Source organism: Streptomyces sp. NPDC096012, assembly GCF_040426375.1.
In the GTDB taxonomy this organism is placed as follows: domain Bacteria; phylum Actinomycetota; class Actinomycetes; order Streptomycetales; family Streptomycetaceae; genus Streptomyces.
The window spans coordinates 189,442-211,379 of record NZ_JBEOTD010000007.1 but is presented as its reverse complement, the minus strand read 5'-3'; the positions used below and the strand labels follow the sequence as shown (position 1 = coordinate 211,379).

Genomic DNA, 21,938 nt, shown 5'->3' with positions numbered 1-21,938 from the left:
GGTGCGCAGGGTGATGAGTTCGACACGAAGGGTAGTTGAGGCCTGTCTCACGCTCAAAAGCCGACCCGCGGGGTCGGCAGACGGCCCCCCATACGTCAAACTGGTGTTCCGTGAGCATTCATCCCCCGCCCCCCGCCCGCGTCGTGCTGCTGTGCGGCCCCTCGGGCTCGGGCAAGTCCCTCGTCGCGGCCCGCTCCGGGCTCCCCGTCCTGCGCCTGGACGACTTCTACAAAGAGGCCGACGACCCGACCCTGCCCGTGGTGGAGGGGAGTTCGGACATCGACTGGGACCACCCCCGGTCCTGGGACGCGGACGCCGCCGTCGAGGCCATCGCCCGGTTGTGCGCCTCGGGGTGCACACCGGTGCCGGTGTACGACATCTCGCTGAGCGCCCGTACCGGCGAGGAGACGCTGCACATCGGCCGTACCCCGCTGTTCATCGCCGAGGGCATCTTCGCCGCGGAGATCGTCGGGCGCTGCCGGGAGCGGGGCCTGCTCGCGGACGCGCTGTGCCTGACGCGCGGTCCGGTCACCACCTTCCGGCGGCGCTTCCTGCGTGATCTGAAGGAGGGCCGCAAGTCGGTGCCGTTCCTGCTGCGCCGCGGCTGGCGGCTGATGCGCTCGGAACGGTCGATCGTGGCCCGCCAGACGACGCTGGGCGCCTACCCGTGCGACCGTGACGAGGCGCTGGGCCGGCTGGCGGCGGCCGCGGCCGGCCGCAGCACGCCCCGGCAGACGGTGGCCTGACCCGTCACCGCGGCCCGCCCGCGAAAGCGGCCGCACGCACGGGCAGACGGCGGCCCGACCGGCGTGGCCCCCCGCCCGCGAGAGCGGCCGCACGCGAAACGGGACTGGTCGGACCCCCCGGCCCACCAGTCCCGTTCCTCTGTGCTCCCCCGTGCTCCCCCGTGCTCCCCCGTGGGATCCCACCCCCCAGTGGTCCCCCGTCTCCCCGTCCCCCCGGAGTCACCCCCCGGTGACTCCTGCCTTCAGGCGACCAGTTCGCCGAAGGCGCTCTCCTCGTCACGGCCGAAGCTGAGGACCTCGTCCTCGCGCAGCCGGCGGAGCGACCGCCAGATGCTGGACTTCACCGTGCCGACACTGATGCCGAGGATCTCGGCGATCTCCGGGTCCGTGCGGCCCTCGTAGTAGCGCAGGACCAGCATGGTGCGCTGCGGTTCGGGCAACCGGGACAGCGCCTGCCACAGCACCGCGCGCAGCTCGGTGCCGCGCATCGCGTCCGTCTCGCCCGGCGTCTCCGGCAGTTCCTCGGTCGGGTACTCGTTGAGCTTGCGGCGCCGCCAGGCGCTGATGTGCAGGTTGGTCATCGTGCGCCGGAGGTAGCCGCCGACGGCCGCCTTGTCGCTGATCCGGTCCCAGGCCCGGTACGTCGAGAACAGCGCGCTCTGCAGCAGGTCCTCGGCCTCGAAGCGGTCACCGGTCAGGTGGTAGGCGGTGGCGTACAGGGAGGCGCGGCGCTCCTGGACGTAGGCGGTGAACTCCGCCTCCGACAGCGAACGACGCTCCCCCGGGTCCTCCCCGTACGCGGATCCCCCGTGCTCCTGCTCCGTGCGGGCGTCCACCACCGTCATGTAGGCGGTGTGCTGACGCCCGGTGCCGCGAGCGCACCCCCGCGGGCTCACGGCACCGGACTTCTCGGAACCCCGGTGCACGTCGTGCAGACGCGTGACAACTGCGCTGGTGCTGATGCTGTGCAGCGTGTTCATCTCGCGCTCCCCGTCGTGGACTTCCGGTGATTCGGTCTGGCTCCGGGCCGTTCCGGCTCGTCGCCGTGCCCGTGACCAGAAGACTGCCGGGGCCACTTCATGGCCGTGTCCGTCGACTGTCACAGACCTGTCACAGGGACCCGCCACACCCCCGTCACACAGGGCACACACGTGGTGGCCGTGCGCGGGGATCGGTCCCACAGGTCGTCCGCCACCCCCTCCATGGGCCAGAATGAGCCCCGTGCCTTCCCTGTTGCTGATCGAGGACGACGACGCCATCCGCACGGCCCTGGAGCTCTCACTGACGCGCCAGGGACACCGGGTGGCCACCGCTGCCAGCGGCGAGGACGGTCTGAAGCTGTTGCGCGAGCAGCGGCCGGACCTGATCGTGCTGGACGTGATGCTGCCCGGCATCGACGGCTTCGAGGTGTGCCGGCGCATCCGGCGCACCGACCAGCTGCCGATCATCCTGCTGACCGCGCGCAACGACGACATCGACGTGGTGGTCGGACTCGAGTCCGGCGCCGACGACTATGTGGTCAAGCCGGTGCAGGGACGGGTGCTGGACGCCCGGATCCGCGCCGTGCTGCGCCGCGGGGAGCGTGAGTCCAGCGACTCGGCGACGTTCGGCAGCCTCGTCATCGACCGGTCGGCGATGACCGTGACGAAGAACGGCGCCGATCTGCAGCTGACCCCGACCGAGCTGAGGCTGCTGCTGGAGCTGAGCCGGCGGCCCGGCCAGGCGCTGTCCCGGCAGCAGTTGCTGCGGCTGGTGTGGGAGCACGACTACCTGGGCGACTCGCGGCTGGTGGACGCGTGCGTGCAGCGGCTGCGCGCCAAGGTGGAGGACGTGCCGTCCTCCCCGACCCTGATCCGTACCGTCCGTGGTGTCGGCTACCGCCTGGACTCGCCTCAGTGACCGACACGCAAGGGGGGCTTCGCGGCTGGACCGCGGGGCGCAGGGGCAGTCTGTCGCGGCTGCGGTTCACCAGCCTCAGGCTGCGGCTGGTCGTGGTCTTCGGTCTGGTCGCGCTCACCGCCGCGGTGTCGGCGTCGGGCATCGCCTACTGGCTGAACCGGGAGGCGGTGCTCACCCGTGCCCAGGACGCGGTGCTGCGCGACTTCCGGCAGGAGATGCAGAACCGGGCCGGGGCGCTGCCGGAGCACCCCACACAGGACGCCCTGCAGCGCGTGGCGGGCCAGATGGCCGCCGACAGCCAGCACTTCAGCGTGCTGCTGGTGGGGCGGGGCAGGGACGGCAGGACGGTGTACGGCAACTCGGGCGGCATCAACGGCTTCTCGCTGGAGGACGTGCCCGCGTCGCTGCGCGCGGCCGTGAACAAGCGGCAGAAGGCGACCGGCTCCGGCAAGGGGTCGTACCACCTGTACTGGCAGCGGGTCACGGAGGGCGGTACGCCGTACCTGGTGGCCGGCACGCGGGTGATCGGCGGCGGTCCGACCGGCTACATGGCGAAGTCCCTGGAACCGGAGGCCAAGGATCTCAACTCGCTGGCCTGGTCGCTGGGCATCGCCACCGGACTCGCGCTGATCGGCGCCGCGCTGCTCGCGCAGGCCGCCGCCACGACCGTACTGAAGCCGGTGCACCGGCTCGGGGTGGCCGCCCGGCGGCTCGGCGAGGGCAGACTGGACACCCGGCTCAGGGTCTCCGGCACGGACGAACTCGCCGATCTGTCACGGACGTTCAACCTCGCGGCCGAGGCGCTGGAGGAGCGGGTCGCGGAGATGGCGGCCCGGGACAACGCCTCGCGCCGGTTCGTGGCCGACATGTCCCACGAACTGCGCACGCCGCTGACCGCCATCACCGCCGTGACGGAGGTGCTGGAGGAGGAGCTGGAGTCGGAGGCCGGCGGCATCGATCCCATGGTCGAGCCCGCCGTACGCCTCGTCGTCAGCGAGACCCGGCGGCTGAACAACCTGGTCGAGAACCTGATGGAGGTCACCCGCTTCGACGCGGGCACCGCCCGGCTGGTGCTGGACGACGTCGACGTCGCCGACCAGATCACGGCCTGCATCGACGCCCGGGCCTGGCTGGACGCGGTCGAGCTGGACGCCGAGCGCGGCATCCACGCCCAGCTGGACCCGCGCCGCCTGGACGTCATCCTCGCGAACCTGATCGGCAACGCGCTCAAGCACGGCGGTTCGCCGGTGCGGGTGTCCGTACGGCAGGCGGACGACGAGATGGTGATCGAGGTCCGCGACCACGGTCCGGGCATTCCCGAGGACGTCCTGCCGCACGTCTTCGACCGCTTCTACAAGGCGAGCGCCTCCCGGCCGCGTTCCGAGGGCAGCGGTCTCGGGCTGTCCATCGCCCTGGAGAACGCCCACATCCACGGCGGCGAGATCACCGCCGCCAACTCCCCCGAGGGCGGCGCGGTGTTCACGCTGCGACTGCCCCGGGACGCCTCGCGGCTGACCGAGGAGGCCGACGGCGCCGAGCAGGACGACAGGGCCGGCCGGAGCGGCGGTTCGGGGAAGGAGGGGTCATGACCGTACGACGCCTGCTGGCGCTGCCCCTTCTGGGCGCGCTGCTCGCCGGCTGCGGCATCCGGGCCACGGAGGTGCCGACCGACTTCGGGGCGGCGCCCTCCCGGGCGGCGTGCTCGCTGGCCGCGCCCGACGCGGCCACGCAGTCCGGGCGCGGTGTTCCCGTGCAGGTCTTCCTGCTGTGCGGGGCCTCCCTGGTGACCGTCGACCGGACCGTGCGGGTCCCGGTCGGCACCCCGGACGCCGCGCGCCGGGTGATCGTGGCGCAGGGGCTGCTGGACCAGCTCGCCGCGTCGCCGTCGGCCGCGGAGAAGGCGGCCGGTTACACGACGTACGTGCCGGGCGGTCTGAGCGTGTCCGGGCCAGGTCCGAAGGACCCCGAGGACACCCTGCGGCTGAGCACCGTACCGAGCCGCCTCACGTCGTACGCTCTCGCCCAGCTCGTCTGCACCCTGTCCGACTCCGCCGCAGCCGAGGGCGACGGCTCGGTCATCCTGGCCGGTCCCGGCACGGAGCCGCCGCGCCGCTACGAGTGCACCGACGACGTCCGCAGCCGCCCCGGCCGCACCCGCCCACCGTCCGGCGACGTCACGGGCTGACGGGCGTCGCCGCGGCCGCACACGTCGCGGACGGCCAGGCGGTCTCCGTGGCCGCGACGGGCATCTCCGTAGCGGCGTCCGTCGCAGGCCGGCAGGCGCCGCCGTGGCCGCGCAGGTCGCGGACGGCCGGGCGGTCGCCGTGGCCGCGTCCGTCGCGGTCCGGCAGGTCGTCGGGCCTCCGTCCCGCATGGTTCCGTCCGCCCGCCGTGGTTCCGTCCGCCCGCCGTGGTCCCGTTCCCGGCCACGGCGCAGGGAACGGGTCAGGAGACCGGGCGGTATGGAACCGATCGTGCCCGGCGCTGCGTCTAGGGGGGCGTGCAGCGTCAAGGCTCCATCGGCGGCAGCGCCGCGATCCGCATCCGTGTGACGGGGGGTGTTCTCCTCGTCGCCCACCTGGCTCTCGTCGCCTGGCTGATGCTGCGACCGCTGGACGTGCCCTGGGTGATGCCCCCCAACCTGCGTCCGCTGGCGGGCATCCGGGCCGACCTGGCGCTGGGCTGGCCGGCCGCCGTCAGACCCCTCGCCGAGGGGCTGGTGCTGCTCGCCCCGCTGGGGGTGCTGCTGCCGCTGGCACACGGCAGGCTGACCGTCTCCCCGCTCGCCTCCCTGGTGCGTACGGCGGCCGCGGGCGCCCTGCTGTCCCTCGGCATCGCCCTGCTGCAGACCGGGGTCCCGGGCCGGGTGGTGGACGTCGACTCGGTGCTGCTGAACACCCTCGGGGTCCTGCTCGCCCACCTGGCGGTCGTCCCGGCGTGCCGGGCCCGGCTGCGGCGCCGCGAGGGGTCCGAGCAGGCCGAGGCGGAGCCGGTCATGGTGCCGGAGGGCCTGGCTCAGGGTCGTACCCCGACGATTCCCAGGGTCGGGATCGCCCCGTAGAGCGACGCTTCGCCCGCTTCGTCTCCGTACCGTGGAAGACAGCTGGGGACGCCACCGGGGCGGCCCCGCAGGCGGCCCGGCAGCGGGCCGGAGACCACCAAGGAGCCCTCATGACCGCGCTTGCCCGCCCCACCCAAGGCCGCGTGATCGGCGGAGTGTGCGCCGCGCTGGCCCGGCGCTTCGGCACCTCGGCGACGACGATGCGGGTGATCTTCCTGCTGTCCTGTCTGCTGCCGGGCCCGCAGTTCCTGCTCTACATAGCGCTGTGGATCCTGCTGCCCTCGGAGGACCGGGCCCGCACCACCGCCTGGTGAGCCCCGCACACGCGGACGCCGTCGGGGCGCCCCGGGACGGACCGGGGCGCCCCGACGGCGTCGCGGGGAAGCCGGGCTCAGCCGACCGGGACCCCGTTCACCGGCAGACCGTGGGTGGGCAGGCCCTTCAGCGGCAGTCCGCCCAGGAGGCCGGCGACCGGCTTGGTCGGGCCCTCGGCGATGACGCTCTCGGCGACCGGCTGCGCGGCGGCGAGACCCTTTCCGACGGCCGGCATCGCGGCCTCGGCGCCCCGGGCGGCAACGGGCTTGACCTGCTTCAGCGCACCGCTGTCGGGCAGCGCCTCGACGATCTGGGCGGGCGGCAGCGTCTTGGTGACGGCGTCCAGGGTCTGCGCGGAGTCCGGGACGGCCGGGGCCGCGGTGGCCGCGCCCGCACCGGCGGCGGCGAAGGCGGCACCGAGTGCGGCGACACCGAGGGTCTTGGCGGCAGACTGCTTCATCGTGAATGCGTCCTTGAATGCGGAGACGGGGATCAGAAAACGATCTGAGCGGTCCACGACCGTAAACATGCCGAGCCGCCCGCCGCAAACACCGAAATGCGGACGCCTTGTGACGACGCGTCCGCATCCCGTGCCGGAGATCGCCCGGGAACTAGCCCTGCCGAGCGCCAGAACCGCTGGTCGACGCCGTTTGCTGGAACAGCCATTCGGATTTCAACTCGGCGTATCCGGGCTTGATCACGTCATTGATCATCGCGAGTCGTTCATCGAAAGGAATGAACGCTGATTTCATCGCATTGACGGAGAACCACTGCAGGTCGTCGAGCGTATAACCGAACGCCTCGACGAGATGCTCGAATTCCCGGCTCATCGTGGTGTGCGACATCAGCCGGTTGTCGGTGTTCACGGTGGCCCGGAAGTGCAGTCGGCGCAGCAGCCCGATGGGGTGCTCGGCGTAGGAGGGCGCGGCCCCGGTCTGGAGGTTGGAGCTGGGGCACAGCTCCAGCGGGATCCGCTTGTCCCGGACGTAGGAGGCGAGCCGGCCGAGCCGGACCGAGCCGTCCTCGCGGACCTCGATGTCGTCGATGATCCGCACGCCGTGCCCGAGCCGGTCGGCGCCGCACCACTGCAGCGCCTGCCAGATGGACGGCAGCCCGAAGGCCTCACCGGCGTGGATGGTGAAGTGGTTGTTCTCGCGCTTGAGGTACTCGAAGGCGTCGAGGTGCCGGGTGGGCGGATAGCCGGCCTCGGCGCCGGCGATGTCGAAGCCGACCACGCCGGAGTCCCGGTAGCGGTTGGCGAGTTCGGCGATCTCCAGGGAGCGGGCCGCGTGCCGCATGGCGGTCAGCAGCGCGCCGACCCGGATCCGGTGGCCGTCCTCCCGGGCGAGCCGCTCGCCCTGCCGGAACCCCTCGTTGACGGCCTCGACCACCTGCTCCAGGGTGAGTCCGCCTTCGAGGTGCTGCTCGGGCGCGTACCGCACCTCGGCGTAGACGACCCCGTCCCGGGCGAGGTCCTCGGCGCACTCGCGCGCGACCCGGATCAGCGCCTCGGGGGTCTGCATCACGCCGACGGTGTGGCTGAAGGTCTCCAGATACCGTTCCAGCGAGCCGGAGTCGGCGGCTTCGTGGAACCAGATCCCGAGCTTGTCCGGATCGCTCTCGGGAAGCTGCGAGTAGCCGCTCTCGCGGGCGAGTTCGACGACGGTGGCCGGGCGCAGCCCGCCGTCGAGGTGGTCGTGCAGCAGAACCTTGGGCGCCCGGCGGATCTGGTCCGGCGTCGGAGCGTGCGCCGGCACATTCGCCGGGGCGGACCCGGTCGGTGCAGTCTGGCTCGTCATTTCCGCACCCTACTGCCTACGCGCGTAGAGCGTGCGGTGTACGCGGGAGTCACTTTTCCGTCGATACGCAACGGTGACCGCACGTACGGGTTTCGTACACCGCGCCTTCTGACACTGTTCTGTCATGGGACAGCAAGTGACGCCGGTCCGAACGGCCGGGCTCGGAAAGGCAGTCGGCCCGGAGCCGGCGTCGGTCGGCGGAGCGGTGCTGCTGCTCCCCGGCGGGGAGGAGGTCTCCGCCCGCAGGCCGTCCCCCGTCTGGGCGACGGCCGTCGTGCGGTCCCTGAGCCGCCGCATCGCCCGCGCCGGCCGCGAGCAGGGACTGGCCGTGCACACCGTGCACTACCGCTACCGCGGCTGGAACGGCGGCCAGGCCCATCTCGCCGCGGACGCCGAGTGGGCCGCCGACGAGGTCGTGCGCCGGTACGGGGACGTTCCGGTGTGCCTGGTCGGCGTGGACATGGGGGGACGGGCGGCGCTGCGCGCGGGCGGCCACGAAGCGGTCAACTCCGTCGTGGCGCTGGCCCCGTGGCTGCCGGAGGACGACGTCGCCGCTCCCGCGGAGCCGGTGAGACAGCTGGTGGGGCGCCGGGTGCTGATCGTGCACGGCACCAACGACGAGCGCACCGATCCCGAGCTGTCGTTCCGGTTCGCCGCCCGGGCGAAGAAGGCGAACCGGGACGTGTGCCGGTTCGAGGTGCACTCCGACGGCCATGGGCTGCACGGCCACCGGGACGAAGTGCTAAACCTGGCCTCCGACTTCGTGATGGGGGCCCTGTTCGGCTGCCCCCTGTCGCGGCCGGTGGAGGACGCGCTGGCCGCGCCGCCGCCGATCGGGCTCCGGATGCCGCTGGCCGCGGGGTTCGGCAAGTCGCTGAAGCGGTAGGGCCCGGGGCGGCGCATCGGGTGCGGCCGCGGACGCGTGAGGCCCGCCCCCGGGACAGCGCATCGGGCCCGGCCGCGGACGCGTGGGGCCCGTCGTACCCGGGGCGGCGCATCGGGTGCGGCCACGGACGCGTGGGGCCTGCCCCCCGGGACAGCGCATCGGGCCCGGCCGCGGACGCGTGGGGCCCGTCGTACCCGGGGCGGCGCATCGGATGCGGCCACGGACGCGTGGGGCCTGCCCCCCGGGACAGCGCATCGGGCCCGGCCGCGGACACGTGCAGCCCGTCGTAGCCGGGGCCGCCGGGCCGCGCGCCGGCGCGGCCCGCGCCTCGGCGGCCGGCCTCCCCTCAGGGCAGCAGGTTGCCCCTCCGGGAGAGCAGGAACTTCTTGAAGGCGGCCACCGGGGGCGTGTCCGCGCGGCCGGCCAGCCAGGCGACGCCGATCTCCCGGGCGGCCCTCGGGGCGGTGACCGTCAGTTCGACGACCCCCGGCCTCGGCACGGTCGGAGGCGGCAGGAGGGCGACGCCCAGCCCCGCCGCCACCAGGCCCCTGAGCGTCTCCGCCTCCTCGCCCTCGAAGGCGACCTTCGGGCGGAAACCCGCCTGGCTGCACAGATCGTCGGTGATGCGCCGGAGGCCGTAGCCCGGCTCCAGGGTGACGAAGGTTTCGTCGGACGCCTCGGCCAGGCGGATGCGGCGCCGGGCGGCCAGGGGGTGGTCGGCGGGGACGACCAGGCGGAGTTTCTGTTCGTCCAGGCGCCGGGTGACCAGGTCGGGGGCGTCCGGCACCGGCGAGGTCAGGCAGAGGTCCAGCCCGCCCGCCCGCAGCCGCTCCAGCATCGCCTCGCCGTAGTTCTGGAAGAGGCTGAAGCGCACGCGCGGGTGGTCGGCGCGGAAGGCGTGCAGCAGCCCGGGTACGGTCTCCGCGCCCATGGTGTGCAGGAAGCCGAAGGCGACCTTGCCGGTGGCCGGGTCGGCGTCCGCGCGGACCTCCTCGACCGCGCGCTCGACCTCGGCCAGGGCCCGCTCGACGGAGGCCAGGAAGGTCCGGCCGGCGGTCGTCAGGGAGACCGTGCGGCCGCGGCGGGCGAACAGGTCGACGCCCAGGTCCTGCTCCAGGCGGGCCATCGCGCGCGACAGGGTGGACTGGGGGACGTTCATCTCGTGGGCGGCCCGGGTGACGTGCTCGGTACGGGCCACGCCCACGAAGTTGGCGAGCCGGGGCGCGAGCAGCCTCGACATCTCGGCCATGTCTTCTGTGTCACCGGACGGTGACAGCCGCTCCTGTGACCTCTGCTGATGCACCATGGGAACGATTATGGCGATTCCATGCATTGGACGGATGAGCGGTCCGTACCTACGGTCGAAGCATGTCTCCCGCCAGTACCGGGGCGTCCACCGTCTTGGACGCCGTCACGCCCGTCCCCTCCGCCCACTCCACGAGCGAGGCCGGCGAGTCCGCGACCGACTCCCGGCTGACTCCGGGCGGCCCCGGCTACCGCCGGATGAGTTTCGCCCTCTTCCTCGCCGGCGTCGCGACCTTCGCCCTCCTGTACTCCACGCAGGCGCTGCTGCCGCTGATCTCCGGCGAGTTCGGGGTGGCGCCGAGCGAGGCCAGCTGGACCGTCGCGGCCGCGACCGGCGGACTGGCCCTCTTCGTCCTGCCCATGAGCGCCCTGTCGGAGCGCTTCGGCCGCCGTACGGTGATGACGGCCTCGCTGGCCGTCGCGGTCACGGTCGGGATGCTGGTGCCCTTCGCACCGTCGATCGGCGCGCTGGTGGCGCTGCGGGCGGTGCAGGGCGCGGCGCTGGCGGGACTGCCGGCCTCCGCGACGGCGTACCTGGCCGAGGAGGTCCGGCCCAAGGCGCTGGTCACCGCGATCGGTCTGTTCGTGGCGGGCAACAGCGTCGGCGGCATGAGCGGCCGCGTGATCACCGGCTGGGTGGCCCAGGAATGGGGCTGGCGAATCGCGGTCGGCGTGATCGGCGCGCTCGCGGTCGGGTGCGCGGTGGCCTTCCGGCTGCTGCTGCCGGCGCCGCGGCACTTCAAGGCGGGCTCGCTGCGCCCGCGCGTCCTGCTCGGCACGGTCCGCGACCACCTCTCCGACCCGCTGCTGCGCCGCCTGTACGCGATCGGCGCGCTGTTCATGACGGTCTTCGGCGGCGTGTACACGGTGATCGGCTACCGCCTCACGGAGGCGCCGTTCGGCCTGCCGCAGGGCATCGTGGGCTCGATCTTCCTGGTGTACCTGGTGGGTACGGTGTCGGCGTCCACGGCGGGCCGTCTGGTGGGCCGCCTCGGACGCCGGGGCGCGCTGTACCTGGCGGGCGGCACGACGGCGGCGGGTCTGCTGCTGTCGCTGGCCGCCTCGCTGCCCCTGGTGCTGCTGGGCCTGGTGCTGATCACGGCGGGCTTCTTCGCGGGGCACGCGGTCGCCTCCTCGGCGGTGAGCAAGACGGCCACGCACGGCCGCGCCCAGGCCTCGGCGCTCTACCAGTCCGCCTACTACATCGGCTCCAGCGCCGGCAGCACGGTCGGCGCTATGGCCTTCCACGCGAACGGCTGGACCGGCACGGTCGGCGTCGGCCTGCTCGCCGTCCTCGGCGTCGTGACGATCACCGTCCTCGGTTCGCGGGCGGCCCGGGTGGCGGCCCGCCGGGAGCCGGTCGCGGCACACTGAGCCCGAGCCCGGGCCGGCCGGGCGGCGGGCCCGGGGCCTACGCCCGCCGGCGCGCTCCGCCCGGCTCCCTGAGGCGACCCCTTCCGAGCTGCGCCTTTCCGCACTCCTGGGGCCGATGTCAGTGGGCTGCGGTAGCTTCCCAAGTGCTGGGGCGCGAGGGCGCGCCGACAGAACGGCCACAGGGGTGGGTGGACGATGGGCAACAGCACGGCGACGGCGGACCTGGACGTCGCACTGGAGAAGCACCGGACCGAGTTGACCGGGTACTGCTACCGGATGCTCGGCTCCTCCTTCGAGGCCGAGGACGCGGTGCAGGACACCCTGGTGCGCGCCTGGCGGAGCTACGACAAGTTCGAGGGCCGTTCCTCGTTGCGCTCCTGGCTGTACCGCATCGCCACGAACGTGTGCCTGGACATGCTGACGGCGGGCGGCAAGCGGGCCCGCCCGATGGACCTGACCGAGTCCACCCCGCTCGCCCGGGCGGCGCTCTCGCCCCGCCCCGACAACGTCTGGCTGGAGCCGATGCCGGACACGCGCGTGCTGCCGACGGTGCAGGACCCGGCGGAGGCGGCGGTCGCCAAGGAGTCGATCCGGCTGGCCTTCATGGCGGCGCTGCAGCAGCTGCCGCCCAAGCAGCGGGCGGTGCTGATCCTGCGCGAGGTGCTGGCGTGGAAGGCGAGCGAGGTCGCCGAGCTGCTGGACACCTCGGTCGCCTCGGTCAACAGCGCGTTGCAGCGGGCCAGGGCCACCCTCGCCGAGCGCGAGGCCTCGGGCGACGAGGGCGCCGTGTCCGACCCGCTCGACGAGGAGCAGCGCAAACTGCTGGAGCGGTACGTCAAGGCGTTCGAGGGCTACGACATGGCGGCGCTGACGGCGCTGCTCCACGAGGACGCCATCATGACGATGCCGCCGTTCGACCTGTGGCTGCGCGGCACGGCGGACATCACCGGTTTCATGACCACCATCGGCGCCTCCTGCGCCGGGTCCCGGCTGCTGCCGGTCCAGGCCAACGGCCTGCCGGGCTTCGCGCACTACAAGCCGGACCCGGACAACGGCGGGTTCAGCCCGTGGGCGGTGCAGGTGCTGGAGCTGTCAGACGGCCGGATCACCGGATTCCACTGCTTCCTCGACACCCAGCGCTGGTTCCCCCTCTTCGGGCTGCCCCTCCACCTGGAAGCGGAGTCCGACGAGGTCGAGAAGAGCGTGTAACGCGGGGTCGGGGTCCCGCAGCCGTATCCGCCCGCCGGCCCGGCGGGCGGCCAGCTGCAGCCGGGCCAGCAGGTCCACGGCCCCGAGCCCCGGCGGCCCGAGCCCGCCCACGTCGCAGACGACGACTTCGCTCTCACCGCCCTCCAGCAGCGCCCGTACCTCGGCACACAGTCCCGGCACCCGGTCACGGCTGACGGGGCCGGGCAGCACGAGCACGGCGGGAGTTCTGGCATCCACGTGCGGTAGACCGGCGGTGCGGCCGGAACTCATCGCGCCCCCGTCCACCGCCCGACGGAGATGCCGGCAGCGGTGGTGCCGGTGGGGGTGGCGGCGGTGCCGGGTCCGCCGGTCCCGTTCACCCGCACGATGAAAGCGCGGGTCAGGCGATACGCTCCAGCACCACCGGGGTGGCCTGGAAGTCGGTGCCCGGGGCCGCGACGTCGTACGACCCCGTCACCGCCTGGAGGGCGTAGTCGAAGCGCTCCGGGGTGTCCGTGTGCAGGGTGAGGAGGGGCTGGCCCTCGGTCACCGTGTCGCCGGGCTTGGCGTGCAGCTCGACGCCCGCGCCGGCCTGCACCGGGTCCTCCTTGCGGGCGCGGCCGGCGCCCAGGCGCCAGGCGGCGACGCCGATGTCGTAGGCGTCGAGACGGGTCAGCACACCGGAGGCCGGGGCCTTGACGACGTGCTGCTCCTTCGAGGTGGGCAGCTCGGCGTCGGGGTCGCCGCCCTGGGCCGCGATCATCCGGCGCCAGACGTCCATGGCCGAGCCGTCGGCCAGGGCCTTCGCGGGGTCGGCGTCCTTGATGCCGGCCGCGTCGAGCATCTCGCGGGCCAGGGCGACCGTCAGCTCGACGACGTCCGCGGGACCGCCGCCCGCCAGCACCTCGACCGACTCGCGGACCTCGAGCGCGTTGCCCGCGGTCAGACCCAGCGGGGTCGACATGTCCGTCAGGAGCGCGACCGTCCTCACGCCGTGGTCGGTGCCGAGGCCGACCATCGTGGACGCCAGTTCGCGGGCGTCCTCGATCGTCTTCATGAAGGCACCGGTGCCGACCTTCACGTCGAGCACCAGCGAGCCGGTGCCCTCGGCGATCTTCTTCGACATGATCGAGGAGGCGATCAGCGGGATCGCCTCGACCGTGCCGGTGACGTCGCGGAGCGCGTACAGCTTCTTGTCCGCGGGGGCCAGGCCGTCGCCCGCCGCGCAGATCACCGCGCCCGTGGTGTCGAGGACGTGCAGCATCTCCTCGTTGGAGAGCAGGGCGCGCCAGCCGGGGATGGACTCCAGCTTGTCCAGGGTGCCGCCGGTGTGGCCGAGGCCGCGGCCGGAGAGCTGGGGGACGGCCGCGCCGCAGGCGGCCACCAGCGGCGCCAGGGGCAGCGTGATCTTGTCGCCGACGCCGCCCGTGGAGTGCTTGTCGGCCGTCGGGCGGGAAAGCGCCGAGAAGTCCATGCGCTCGCCGGAGTCGATCATGGCCGCCGTCCAGCGGGCGATCTCCCGGCGGTTCATGCCGTTCAGCAGGATCGCCATGTTGAGCGCGGCCATCTGGTAGTCGGCGACCTCGCCGCGGGTGTACGCGTCGATGACCCAGTCGATCTGCTCGTCGGTCAGCTCGGCGCGGTCCCGCTTGCTGCGGATGACGGAGATGGCGTCCATGGCCATGGCTGATGGCTTCCTTCCGGGGAGGTGCGAAGTGCACGGCCCCCCTGAGCGGGTCAGGGGGGCCGTACGGGACTTACTGGGTGAGATGGTCCGGGCCGAAGGCCTGGGGCAGCATCTCGGAGAGCGGCAGGACCCCGGCGGGGGTGTCCAGCAACAGGCCGGCCCCGCCGAACTCGTACAGCAGCTGGCGGCAGCGGCCGCACGGCACGAGCAGGGCGCCCGTGCGATCCACGCAGGTGAAGTGCGTGAGCCGGCCGCCGCCGGTGCGCTGCAGCTGCGAGACGAGACCGCACTCGGCGCACAGGCCGAGCCCGTAGCTGGCGTTCTCGACGTTGCAGCCGGTGACCGTGCGCCCGTCGTCGACCAGGGCCGCGACGCCGACCGGGTACCCGGAGTAGGGGGCGTAGGCGTGGGACATGGCCTCCCGCGCCTCGGCGCGCAGCGCCTCCCAGTCGAACCCGGCGTCCGGGGCGGCCGTCACTTGCCCTGCCCCTTCCGGTAGCGCATGCCGTCGGCCTTGGGCATCCGCAGGCGCTGCGCGGACAGCGACAGCACCAGCAGTGTGACGACGTACGGGGTGGCACCCACGAAGTCGCTGGGGACCTCGTCGGTGAGCAGGTACCAGACCAGGACCAGCGCGGCCATGACGGCACTGACGGCGCCCTGCCACACGGCCTTCCTGTACAGCTTCCAGCCGGCCAGCAGCGCGAGCAGGACGACCAGCAGCAGGAGCAGCGCGTGGACGGTCACGCCGCCGTTGCGCAGCTGCAGCGCGTCGGAGTAGCCGAACAGGCCCGCGCCCATCGCCAGACCGCCGGGACGCCAGTTGCCGAAGATCATCGCCGCGAGGCCGATGTAGCCGCGGCCTCCGGTCTGGCCCTCCAGGTAGGTGTGGGAGGTGACCAGCGCGAGGAAGGCGCCGCCGAGGCCGGCCAGGCCGCCGGAGACGGCCACGGCCGCGTACTTGTAGCGGTAGACGTTGACGCCGAGCGACTCCGCGGCGATCGGGTTCTCGCCGCAGGAGCGCAGCCGCAGGCCGAACGGGGTCCGCCACAGCAGCCACCAGCTGCCGACGAACAGCAGCACGGCGATGAGCGTCACCACGGACAGGTTGGTCACCAGGCCGCCGAGGATGCCGGCGATGTCGGAGACCAGGAACCAGTGGTGCTTCTCCAGCGAGGCGAGGCCGTCCGAGAGCCCGGGGACGGTGATGTCCGGCAGCGAGTCGGCGGGCGGGGACTGCTTGGGGTTGCCGCCCGCCTCCGCCGCGCTGCCCCCGGCGAAGAACAGCTTGGCGAGGTACTGGGTGGTGCCGAGCGCGAGCAGGTTGACCGCGACACCGGAGACGATGTGGTCGACGCCGAAGGTGATGGTGGCGACGGCGTGCACCAGGCCGCCGAGGACACCGAAGCCGACGCCGCACAGCAGGCCGAGCCAGGGGCTGGACTGCCAGCCGATCCAGCCGGCGCCGAAGGTGCCGAGGATCATCATGCCTTCGAGGCCGATGTTGACCACGCCGGCCCGCTCGGACCACAGGCCGGCGAGTCCGGCGAGGCCGATCGGCACGGCGAGGCCGAGCGCGGCGGCGACCTGGCCCGCGGAGTCGAGCTGGTCGGCCCCGGTGATCACGCGGACCGCGGCCACGAGCAGCAGCGCACCGGCGACGATCAGCAGGATCGTGCCGAGGGAACGGGTGGAGACCTTGGGGGCGTTGCCCGCCTTGGGGGCCGCCGGCGGCGGCGCGTCGGTCATCGTGGCGGTCATCACGCCACCTCCTGCTTCTTCGTCGCGGCGGCCTGGGCGGCGAGTTCGGCGCCGACCTTCTGCTGCTGGCGCTTGAGGCCGTAGCGTCGTACGACTTCGTAGGCGATCACGACGCAGAGGACGATGACGCCCTGGATGACGCCGAGGATCTCCTTGTCGTAGCCCTGGAACTCAAGGTGGTTGGTGGTGCGCTCCAGGAAGCCCCAGAGCAGGGCGCCCAGCGCGATGCCGACCGGGTTGTTGCGGCCGAGCAGCGCGATGGCGATGCCGGTGAAGCCGATGCCGTTGGGGAAGCTGTTGTCGAACTGGTGGCTCTCGTTCAGCAGCGTGGGCATGCCGATCAGACCGGCCACCGCACCCGAGATGATCATGCTGGTGGCGACCATCTTCTTCACCGACACACCGCTCGCGGTGGCGGCGCTCTCGGACTGGCCGACCGTGCGCAGGTCGAAGCCGAACCGGGTGCGGCCGAGCACGAACCAGTACGCGAGACCGACGACGACGGCGATGACGACGAAGCCGTCCAGGACGCCGGCCGGGCCGGTGTCGATGGTGAAGAAGTACGAGGCCGACGGCAGCGGCTTGGTGGAGACGAGGGTGCCGCCCTGCTGCAGCTCGCCCAGCTTCCCGGGCTGGAGCAGATAGCCGATGATCGCGGTGGCGATCGAGTTCAGCATGATCGTCGAGATGACCTCGCTGACGCCGCGCGTCACCTTGAGGACACCGGCCACGGCCGCCCACAGGGCGCCGGTCGCCATGGCGCAGATCAGGATCAACGGGATGGCGAGCCAGCCGGGCACGGTCAGCGCGCCGCCGAGGACGGCGGCGATGAACGCGGCGAGCCGGTACTGGCCGTCGACGCCGATGTTGAACAGGTTCATGCGGAAGCCGATGGCCACCGCGACACCCGCGAGGTAGTACGTCGTCGCCTTGTTCAGGATGTAGACCTGGCTGTCGCTGGCGAAGCCGTAGGTCATCATGTCGCTGAAGGCGGCGCCGGGGTTCTTGCCGGTCGCGAGGATCACCAGGGCGGTGACGACGAGCGCGGCGACGACCGCGAGCAGCGGCGCGGCGATCCCGAGGGCCAGCCGCTCCTTGTCGATCCGTGAGGTCAGCTTCTTCATCGCGCGTCGTCCTCTGTGTGCTCCAGGTGGCCGGTGGCCGCACCCGTCATGGCGGAGCCCAGCTCTTCGGGGGTGATCGTGGCGGGGTCGGCGTCGGCGACCAGGCGGCCGCGGTACATCACCCGCAGGGTGTCGGAGAGCCCGATCAGCTCGTCCAGGTCGGCGGAGATCAGCAGCACGGCCAGGCCTTCGCGACGGGCCTCGCGGATGTAGTCCCAGATGGCCGCCTGGGCGCCGACGTCCACACCGCGGGTGGGGTGGGCGGCGATGAGCAGCTTGGGGGCGTGGCTCATCTCGCGGCCGACGATCAGCTTCTGCTGGTTGCCGCCGGACAGCGAGGCCGCGGTCACGTCGATGCCGGGGGTGCGGACGTCGTACTCCCGGACGATCCGCTCGGTGTCGGCGCGGGCCGCCTTCGTGTCGAGCAGTCCGCCGCGCGAGTTGGGCGGCTCGGAGACGTGGCCGAGGATGCGGTTCTCCCACAGCGGCGCTTCCAGGAGCAGGCCGTGGCGGTGCCGGTCCTCGGGGATGTAGCCGATGCCCGCCTCGCGGCGGTTGCGGGTCGGCGCCCGGGAGATGTCGGTGCCGTCGAGCGTGACGACGCCGGCGTCGGGGTGGCGCATGCCCATGATCGCCTCGACCAGCTCGGACTGGCCGTTGCCCTCCACACCGGCGATGCCGAGGACCTCGCCCTTGTGGATGGTGAGGGAGACCTCGTCCAGGATGATCCGCTCGATGCCGTCGAGGTCGGTCTGCGCCAGGTGCAGGCCGTCCACCTTCAGCATCGGGACGTCCGTGACGGTGGACTCCTCGGTCTCCGGCGTGGGCAGCTCGCTGCCGACCATCAGCTCGGCGAGCTGCTTGGGGGTGGTGCCCCGGGGCTCGACCGTGCCGACGGTGGTGCCGCGCCGGATGACGGTGATCTCGTCGGCGACGGAGAGCACCTCGCCCAGCTTGTGGGAGATGAAGATGACGGTGAGGCCCTCGGCCTTGAGTTCGCGCAGGTTGTCGAAGAGCGCGTCGACCTCCTGCGGCACGAGGACGGCGGTGGGCTCGTCCAGGATGAGGGTCTTGGCGCCCCGGTAGAGGACCTTGAGGATCTCCACGCGCTGGCGGTCGGCGACGCCCAGTTCCTCGACGAGGACGTCGGGGCGGACGTTCAGGCCGTACGCGTCGGAGATCTCCTTGATCCTGGCGCGGGCCCTGCCGCCGATGCCGTACAGCTTCTCCGCGCCCAGCGCGACGTTCTCGAGGACGGTGAGGTTGTCGGCGAGCATGAAGTGCTGGTGCACCATGCCGATACCGCGGGCGATGGCGTCGCCGGGGTCGTGGAAGGTGACCTGTTCACCACCGACCGTGATGGTGCCCTCGTCCGGCTGCTGCATGCCGTACAGGATCTTCATCAGGGTGGACTTGCCGGCGCCGTTCTCGCCGCACAGGGCGTGGACGGTGCCCGTGCGGACCGTGATGTCGATGTCGCGGTTGGCGACGACGCCGGGGAAACGCTTGGTGATGCCGCGCAGTTCGACGGCAGCGGGAGGGCTGGACGCGTTGATGGCGCACTCTCCTCGGGGAAAAGGGGCTGCGGGGAGGGGGCAGGCGTCGGCGACGCTAGCGCGGCAACTCCACGCTACACGCGTAGAGTTGACACATTGTTATGGCTCGGCGGGGAGCTCCGGAAGGCGCCCCCACGCCGAGCCTCAGGTCCGACGGGGACCCTCAGATCACGGGGTGGTCTTGACCTTGATCTGGCCGTCGACGATCTTCTTCTTCGCGGCGTCCAGCTTGGGCTGGATGTCGTTGATGAACCCGCCGCTCGTGGACAGCGAGACACCGTTCTTGGCGAGCGAGTAGATGTTGTTGCCGACCAGCGGCTTGCCGTCGTGGACGGACTTGATGAGGTCGTAGACGCCGACGTCGACGTTCTTGACCACCGAGGTCAGGATCGACTGCTTGTACTTGGCGAGACCCGGGATGTTGTACTGGTCCGAGTCGACGCCGATGCCCCAGGCGCCCTTCTTGCCGCTGACGGCCTCGATCGAGCCGTTGCCGGAGGAGCCGGCCGCCGCGTAGACGACGTCCGCGCCGTTGTCGAGCATGCCCTGCGCGGCCTCCTTGCCCTTGTCGGGGCTGGCGAAGCCGGAGGTGTCCGAGCCGTGCGACAGGTACTGCGCGTCGACCTTGATCTTGGAGTTGGTGTCCTTGACACCCTGCGTGAAGCCCGCCTCGAACTTCTTGATCAGCGGGACGTCCACACCACCGATGAAGCCGACGTGCTTCGTCTTGGTCTTCAGCGCGGCGGCGACACCGGCCAGGTAGGAGCCCTGCTCCTCGGTGAAGGTGATGCTGTCGACGTTCTTGCCGTTCACGACCGAGTCGACGATGCCGAAGTTGACCTTCGGGTACTTCGCGGCGACCTTGGTCATGGAGGGGGCGTAGGCGTAACCGACCGCGATGATCGGGTTGTAGCCGGCGTCCGCGAGATCCGACAGGCGCTGCTCGCGGTCGGCCTCGGTGTCGGAGGTCTTGGCGGTCAGTTCCTTGACGGAACCGCCGAACTCCTTCTCCGCCTTGTCGGCACCGCGCGCGGCGGAGTCGTTGAAGGAACGGTCACCACGGCCGCCGACGTCGTAGGCGAGGCCGATCTTGATGCCCTTGCCGCCGCCCGAGGAGGACGAGTCGTTGCCGTTGTCGGAGGAGGTGCTGCCACACGCGGTGGCAGTCACGGCGAGAGCTGCGGTGGCGATACACGCAGCGGAAAGCTTGGCTACCCGGCGCACGGGAGGCTCCTTCACCTGACCTGAGCGCCGTGTCGGCGCTTGATGGGAGCACCTTGACGGCACTCCAGCCGGGACGCCCCCATTGGCGTCGGCTTCGCGGCATCGTAACGCGCGTAGATGTCGCAAAAAACCCTCTAGGGAAGCCGTTATCGATTCGAGGCAAACAGCGTCTGAACTCGGCCTCGAACCCCTCCCACGCCACTGTTGCGCCCCGTGTACGAATGGCTCACGAGTGTGTTGCGCCGGACACACCAGCATGTTGCGCCGGACAGGGGAAGGGTTCCACGGCCCGGCGCCCGGGCCGCCGCGCGACCGCCGTGAGCACCGGCCCGGCGCCCCGGCGGCGTTACCGCCCGGCCGGGGCGGGCCGTCCGGCTCGGGCGCGGGCCGTGGCTCGGACCGGGCGGCCCGACCTGCACCGCGGACCCGTGCCTGACCTGCACCGCGGACCCGTGCCCGACCTGCCCCTCGGATCCGGGCCTGACCCGCACCGCGGACCCATGCCCGACCTGCCCCTCGGATCCGGGCCTGACCCGCACCGCGGACCCGTGCCCGACCCTGCACCCGCGGATCCGCGCCCGACCTGTGCTGCGGATCCGTGCCCGACCTGCACCCTCCGATCCGGGCCTGACCCGCACCGCGGACCCGTGCCCGACCCGCACCGCGGATCCGTCCCGTGGACCCGGTTCAGCTCTCCCCGGTGCCGGCCGCGTCCAGGAACGCCGCCGCCGTGAACATCTCCACCCCCACCGTGATCGCGTGCTCGTCCGCGTCGAAGTCGCCCTGGTGCAGGTCGCGCGCCGTGCGGTCGCCGGGGGTGCGGACGCCGAGGCGGGCCATCGCGCCGGGCACCTCCTCCAGGTACCAGGAGAAGTCCTCGCCGCCGAGGCTCTGCTCCGTGCTCTCCACGGAGCGCATGCCGCGCCGGGCGACCATGGCCCGGCGCAGCAGGTCGGTGGACTCCCGGTCGTTGACCACGGGCGGCACGCCCCGCATGTAGTTGATCTCCGACTTGGCGCGGTGCAGGGTGGCGACCTCGTCGATGGCCGCGTGCACGATGTCGGGCGCGTCCCGCCAGGCGTTCAGGTCCAGGCAGCGGACCGTGCCGGACAGCTCGGCGTGCTGCGGTACGACGTTCGGGGCGTGCCCGGACTCGATCCGGCCCCAGGTCACGGCGAGCCCCGCGCGGGTGTCGACGCGCCGGGCGACCAGCGCGGGCACGTCCAAGGCGACGCGGGCGGCGGCGGTGACCAGGTCGGTGGTCAGGTGCGGGCGGGCGGTGTGCCCGCCGGGGCCGTCCAGTGCGATCTCCAGCCGGTCGCAGGCGCTGGTGATGGGGCCGTGCCGCAGCCCGATCCGACCCGCGTCCACCTTGGGGTCGCAGTGCACGGCGAGGATCCGGCCCACCCCGTCGAGCGCCCCGTCCGCGATGGCCCCGAGCGCGCCGCCGGGCAGCACCTCCTCGGCGGGCTGGAACACCAGTCGCACCGGGCGCGACAGCAGCCCCTTGGCGTGCAGGTCGGCGAGGACGAGCCCGGCGCCCAGCACGATCGTGGTGTGCATGTCGTGGCCGCAGGCGTGGGCGCGGTCCGGGATCGTGGACCGGTAGGGGCAGTCCGTCTTGGTGTCCGGGATGGGCAGGGCGTCGATGTCCGCGCGCAGGGCCAGCACCGGCACGGCCGGGCGCTCACCCTCCGCGAGCCCGATGTCGCACAGGAGTCCGGTTCCGGTGGCGAGGACCCGGGGCCGCAGCCCTGCCCGCTCGAGCCGCTCCTTGATCGCGGCGGTCGTACGGAACTCCTGATTGCCCAGCTCGGGGTGCATGTGCAAGTCGCGACGGAAGGCGACCAGTTCGGCGTGCAGGGACTCGCTCAGCACACCGGGGAGCACATCCCCCGCGAGGCCGGCCTCGGACTCTAGGGACATCAATTGCTTCACCCTCTGAAGGGTAGGACGCCCGGCTGGTCAACTACCCCTCGATCAACAAAACTTCAGCCCGTTAGGGGAAGAAAA

At 72.3% G+C, this 21,938-nt stretch carries 21 protein-coding genes; 9 read left to right on the top strand and 12 right to left on the bottom strand.

Annotated elements, in window-relative coordinates; genetic code table 11:
* The first annotated feature begins 110 nt into the window (after nucleotides 1-110).
* Nucleotides 111-746 carry a uridine kinase family protein gene (locus ABVB68_RS10645; protein WP_353600658.1) on the top strand — a complete coding sequence of 212 codons (636 nt, stop codon included), beginning with the start codon at nucleotides 111-113 and terminating at the stop codon, nucleotides 744-746.
* Nucleotides 747-988: 242 nt separating this feature from the next.
* Here the strand turns inward: ABVB68_RS10645 and ABVB68_RS10640 are convergent, their stop codons facing one another.
* On the bottom strand, nucleotides 989-1,726 hold the full coding sequence (locus tag ABVB68_RS10640) for a SigE family RNA polymerase sigma factor (RefSeq protein ID WP_353600657.1): 738 nt from the start codon (nucleotides 1,724-1,726) through the stop codon (nucleotides 989-991).
* Between the two features lie 241 nt (nucleotides 1,727-1,967).
* On the opposite strand from ABVB68_RS10640, the gene afsQ1 reads away from it, so the two are divergent.
* From afsQ1 to ABVB68_RS10615, 5 genes are all read left to right on the top strand, one after another.
* Nucleotides 1,968-2,645 (top strand): two-component system response regulator AfsQ1, encoded by a 678-nt coding sequence (gene afsQ1 / locus ABVB68_RS10635; protein ID WP_353600656.1) that lies wholly within the window; start codon nucleotides 1,968-1,970, stop codon nucleotides 2,643-2,645.
* Complete coding sequence (locus tag ABVB68_RS10630) at nucleotides 2,642-4,234, top strand: ATP-binding protein (RefSeq protein WP_353600655.1); 1,593 nt, start codon at nucleotides 2,642-2,644, stop codon at nucleotides 4,232-4,234. The genes afsQ1 and ABVB68_RS10630 overlap by 4 nt, the downstream gene beginning before the upstream one ends.
* Nucleotides 4,231-4,830 carry a hypothetical protein gene (locus ABVB68_RS10625; protein ID WP_353600654.1) on the top strand — a complete coding sequence of 200 codons (600 nt, stop codon included), beginning with the start codon at nucleotides 4,231-4,233 and terminating at the stop codon, nucleotides 4,828-4,830. Before ABVB68_RS10630 ends, ABVB68_RS10625 begins: the two co-directional genes overlap by 4 nt.
* A gap of 315 nt (nucleotides 4,831-5,145) precedes the next feature.
* Nucleotides 5,146-5,706 carry a VanZ family protein gene (locus tag ABVB68_RS10620; RefSeq protein ID WP_353600653.1) on the top strand — a complete coding sequence of 187 codons (561 nt, stop codon included), beginning with the start codon at nucleotides 5,146-5,148 and terminating at the stop codon, nucleotides 5,704-5,706.
* A gap of 110 nt (nucleotides 5,707-5,816) precedes the next feature.
* A complete protein-coding gene (locus tag ABVB68_RS10615; protein WP_353600652.1) occupies nucleotides 5,817-6,020 on the top strand; it encodes a PspC domain-containing protein in 204 nt (67 codons plus the stop codon).
* Between the two features lie 77 nt (nucleotides 6,021-6,097).
* On the opposite strand, the gene ABVB68_RS10610 is transcribed toward ABVB68_RS10615, so the two are convergent.
* Together ABVB68_RS10610 and ABVB68_RS10605 are read right to left on the bottom strand one after the other, a co-directional pair.
* On the bottom strand, nucleotides 6,098-6,481 hold the full coding sequence (locus ABVB68_RS10610) for an ATP-binding protein (protein WP_353600651.1): 384 nt from the start codon (nucleotides 6,479-6,481) through the stop codon (nucleotides 6,098-6,100).
* A 151-nt stretch (nucleotides 6,482-6,632) separates the two neighbouring features.
* Nucleotides 6,633-7,820 (bottom strand): adenosine deaminase, encoded by a 1,188-nt coding sequence (locus tag ABVB68_RS10605; RefSeq protein ID WP_353600650.1) that lies wholly within the window; start codon nucleotides 7,818-7,820, stop codon nucleotides 6,633-6,635.
* Between the two features lie 124 nt (nucleotides 7,821-7,944).
* On the opposite strand from ABVB68_RS10605, the gene ABVB68_RS10600 reads away from it, so the two are divergent.
* Entirely contained in the window at nucleotides 7,945-8,706 is a 762-nt protein-coding gene (locus ABVB68_RS10600; protein ID WP_353600649.1) for a prolyl oligopeptidase family serine peptidase, read from the top strand.
* A gap of 346 nt (nucleotides 8,707-9,052) precedes the next feature.
* On the opposite strand, the gene ABVB68_RS10595 is transcribed toward ABVB68_RS10600, so the two are convergent.
* Nucleotides 9,053-10,012 carry a LysR family transcriptional regulator gene (locus ABVB68_RS10595; RefSeq protein WP_353600648.1) on the bottom strand — a complete coding sequence of 320 codons (960 nt, stop codon included), beginning with the start codon at nucleotides 10,010-10,012 and terminating at the stop codon, nucleotides 9,053-9,055.
* 62 nt (nucleotides 10,013-10,074) lie between these two features.
* Between ABVB68_RS10595 and ABVB68_RS10590 the strand changes: the two genes are divergently transcribed.
* Entirely contained in the window at nucleotides 10,075-11,385 is a 1,311-nt protein-coding gene (locus ABVB68_RS10590) for an MFS transporter (RefSeq protein ID WP_353600647.1), read from the top strand.
* 195 nt (nucleotides 11,386-11,580) lie between these two features.
* A complete protein-coding gene (locus ABVB68_RS10585; protein WP_353600646.1) occupies nucleotides 11,581-12,594 on the top strand; it encodes a sigma-70 family RNA polymerase sigma factor in 1,014 nt (337 codons plus the stop codon).
* Here the strand turns inward: ABVB68_RS10585 and ABVB68_RS10580 are convergent.
* The 8 genes from ABVB68_RS10580 to ABVB68_RS10545 form a co-directional block, all read right to left on the bottom strand.
* A complete protein-coding gene (locus ABVB68_RS10580; protein WP_353600645.1) occupies nucleotides 12,478-12,864 on the bottom strand; it encodes an STAS domain-containing protein in 387 nt (128 codons plus the stop codon). The two genes, ABVB68_RS10585 and ABVB68_RS10580, sit on opposite strands and share 117 nt — an antisense overlap.
* Before the next feature lie 109 nt (nucleotides 12,865-12,973).
* The gene (locus tag ABVB68_RS10575; protein WP_353600683.1) at nucleotides 12,974-14,251 is read right to left on the bottom strand and encodes a thymidine phosphorylase; all 1,278 of its coding nucleotides are present in this window, start codon (nucleotides 14,249-14,251) and stop codon (nucleotides 12,974-12,976) included.
* Between the two features lie 79 nt (nucleotides 14,252-14,330).
* Nucleotides 14,331-14,738, bottom strand: a complete 408-nt coding sequence (locus ABVB68_RS10570; protein ID WP_353600644.1) for a cytidine deaminase — start codon at nucleotides 14,736-14,738, stop codon at nucleotides 14,331-14,333.
* On the bottom strand, nucleotides 14,735-16,021 hold the full coding sequence (locus ABVB68_RS10565) for an ABC transporter permease (RefSeq protein ID WP_353600643.1): 1,287 nt from the start codon (nucleotides 16,019-16,021) through the stop codon (nucleotides 14,735-14,737). The genes ABVB68_RS10570 and ABVB68_RS10565 overlap by 4 nt, the downstream gene beginning before the upstream one ends.
* Nucleotides 16,021-17,145, bottom strand: a complete 1,125-nt coding sequence (locus tag ABVB68_RS10560) for an ABC transporter permease (protein ID WP_353600642.1) — start codon at nucleotides 17,143-17,145, stop codon at nucleotides 16,021-16,023. Before ABVB68_RS10560 ends, ABVB68_RS10565 begins: the two co-directional genes overlap by 1 nt.
* Nucleotides 17,142-18,701 (bottom strand): ABC transporter ATP-binding protein, encoded by a 1,560-nt coding sequence (locus ABVB68_RS10555; RefSeq protein ID WP_503006067.1) that lies wholly within the window; start codon nucleotides 18,699-18,701, stop codon nucleotides 17,142-17,144. Before ABVB68_RS10555 ends, ABVB68_RS10560 begins: the two co-directional genes overlap by 4 nt.
* Nucleotides 18,702-18,869: 168 nt before the next feature.
* Nucleotides 18,870-19,925: a BMP family lipoprotein gene (locus ABVB68_RS10550; protein WP_353600641.1), complete on the bottom strand. Its 1,056-nt coding sequence runs from the start codon at nucleotides 19,923-19,925 to the stop codon at nucleotides 18,870-18,872.
* A gap of 687 nt (nucleotides 19,926-20,612) precedes the next feature.
* On the bottom strand, nucleotides 20,613-21,851 hold the full coding sequence (locus ABVB68_RS10545; protein ID WP_353600640.1) for an amidohydrolase: 1,239 nt from the start codon (nucleotides 21,849-21,851) through the stop codon (nucleotides 20,613-20,615).
* Nucleotides 21,852-21,938: the final 87 nt, after the last annotated feature.

What these genes read in the sequence shown, in the direction of transcription:
- ABVB68_RS10640 (WP_353600657.1), bottom strand. Translation starts at nt 1,726, where the DNA reads ATGAACACGCTGCACAGCATCAGCACCAGCGCAGTTGTCACGCGTCTG.
- ABVB68_RS10625 (WP_353600654.1), top strand. Translation starts at nt 4,231, where the DNA reads ATGACCGTACGACGCCTGCTGGCGCTGCCCCTTCTGGGCGCGCTGCTC.
- ABVB68_RS10615 (WP_353600652.1), top strand. Translation starts at nt 5,817, where the DNA reads ATGACCGCGCTTGCCCGCCCCACCCAAGGCCGCGTGATCGGCGGAGTG.
- ABVB68_RS10610 (WP_353600651.1), bottom strand. Translation starts at nt 6,481, where the DNA reads ATGAAGCAGTCTGCCGCCAAGACCCTCGGTGTCGCCGCACTCGGTGCC.
- ABVB68_RS10605 (WP_353600650.1), bottom strand. Translation starts at nt 7,820, where the DNA reads ATGACGAGCCAGACTGCACCGACCGGGTCCGCCCCGGCGAATGTGCCG.
- ABVB68_RS10600 (WP_353600649.1), top strand. Translation starts at nt 7,945, where the DNA reads ATGGGACAGCAAGTGACGCCGGTCCGAACGGCCGGGCTCGGAAAGGCA.
- ABVB68_RS10595 (WP_353600648.1), bottom strand. Translation starts at nt 10,012, where the DNA reads ATGGTGCATCAGCAGAGGTCACAGGAGCGGCTGTCACCGTCCGGTGAC.
- ABVB68_RS10590 (WP_353600647.1), top strand. Translation starts at nt 10,075, where the DNA reads ATGTCTCCCGCCAGTACCGGGGCGTCCACCGTCTTGGACGCCGTCACG.
- ABVB68_RS10585 (WP_353600646.1), top strand. Translation starts at nt 11,581, where the DNA reads ATGGGCAACAGCACGGCGACGGCGGACCTGGACGTCGCACTGGAGAAG.
- ABVB68_RS10580 (WP_353600645.1), bottom strand. Translation starts at nt 12,864, where the DNA reads ATGAGTTCCGGCCGCACCGCCGGTCTACCGCACGTGGATGCCAGAACT.
- ABVB68_RS10575 (WP_353600683.1), bottom strand. Translation starts at nt 14,251, where the DNA reads ATGGACGCCATCTCCGTCATCCGCAGCAAGCGGGACCGCGCCGAGCTG.
- ABVB68_RS10565 (WP_353600643.1), bottom strand. Translation starts at nt 16,021, where the DNA reads ATGACCGCCACGATGACCGACGCGCCGCCGCCGGCGGCCCCCAAGGCG.
- ABVB68_RS10560 (WP_353600642.1), bottom strand. Translation starts at nt 17,145, where the DNA reads ATGAAGAAGCTGACCTCACGGATCGACAAGGAGCGGCTGGCCCTCGGG.
- ABVB68_RS10545 (WP_353600640.1), bottom strand. Translation starts at nt 21,851, where the DNA reads ATGTCCCTAGAGTCCGAGGCCGGCCTCGCGGGGGATGTGCTCCCCGGT.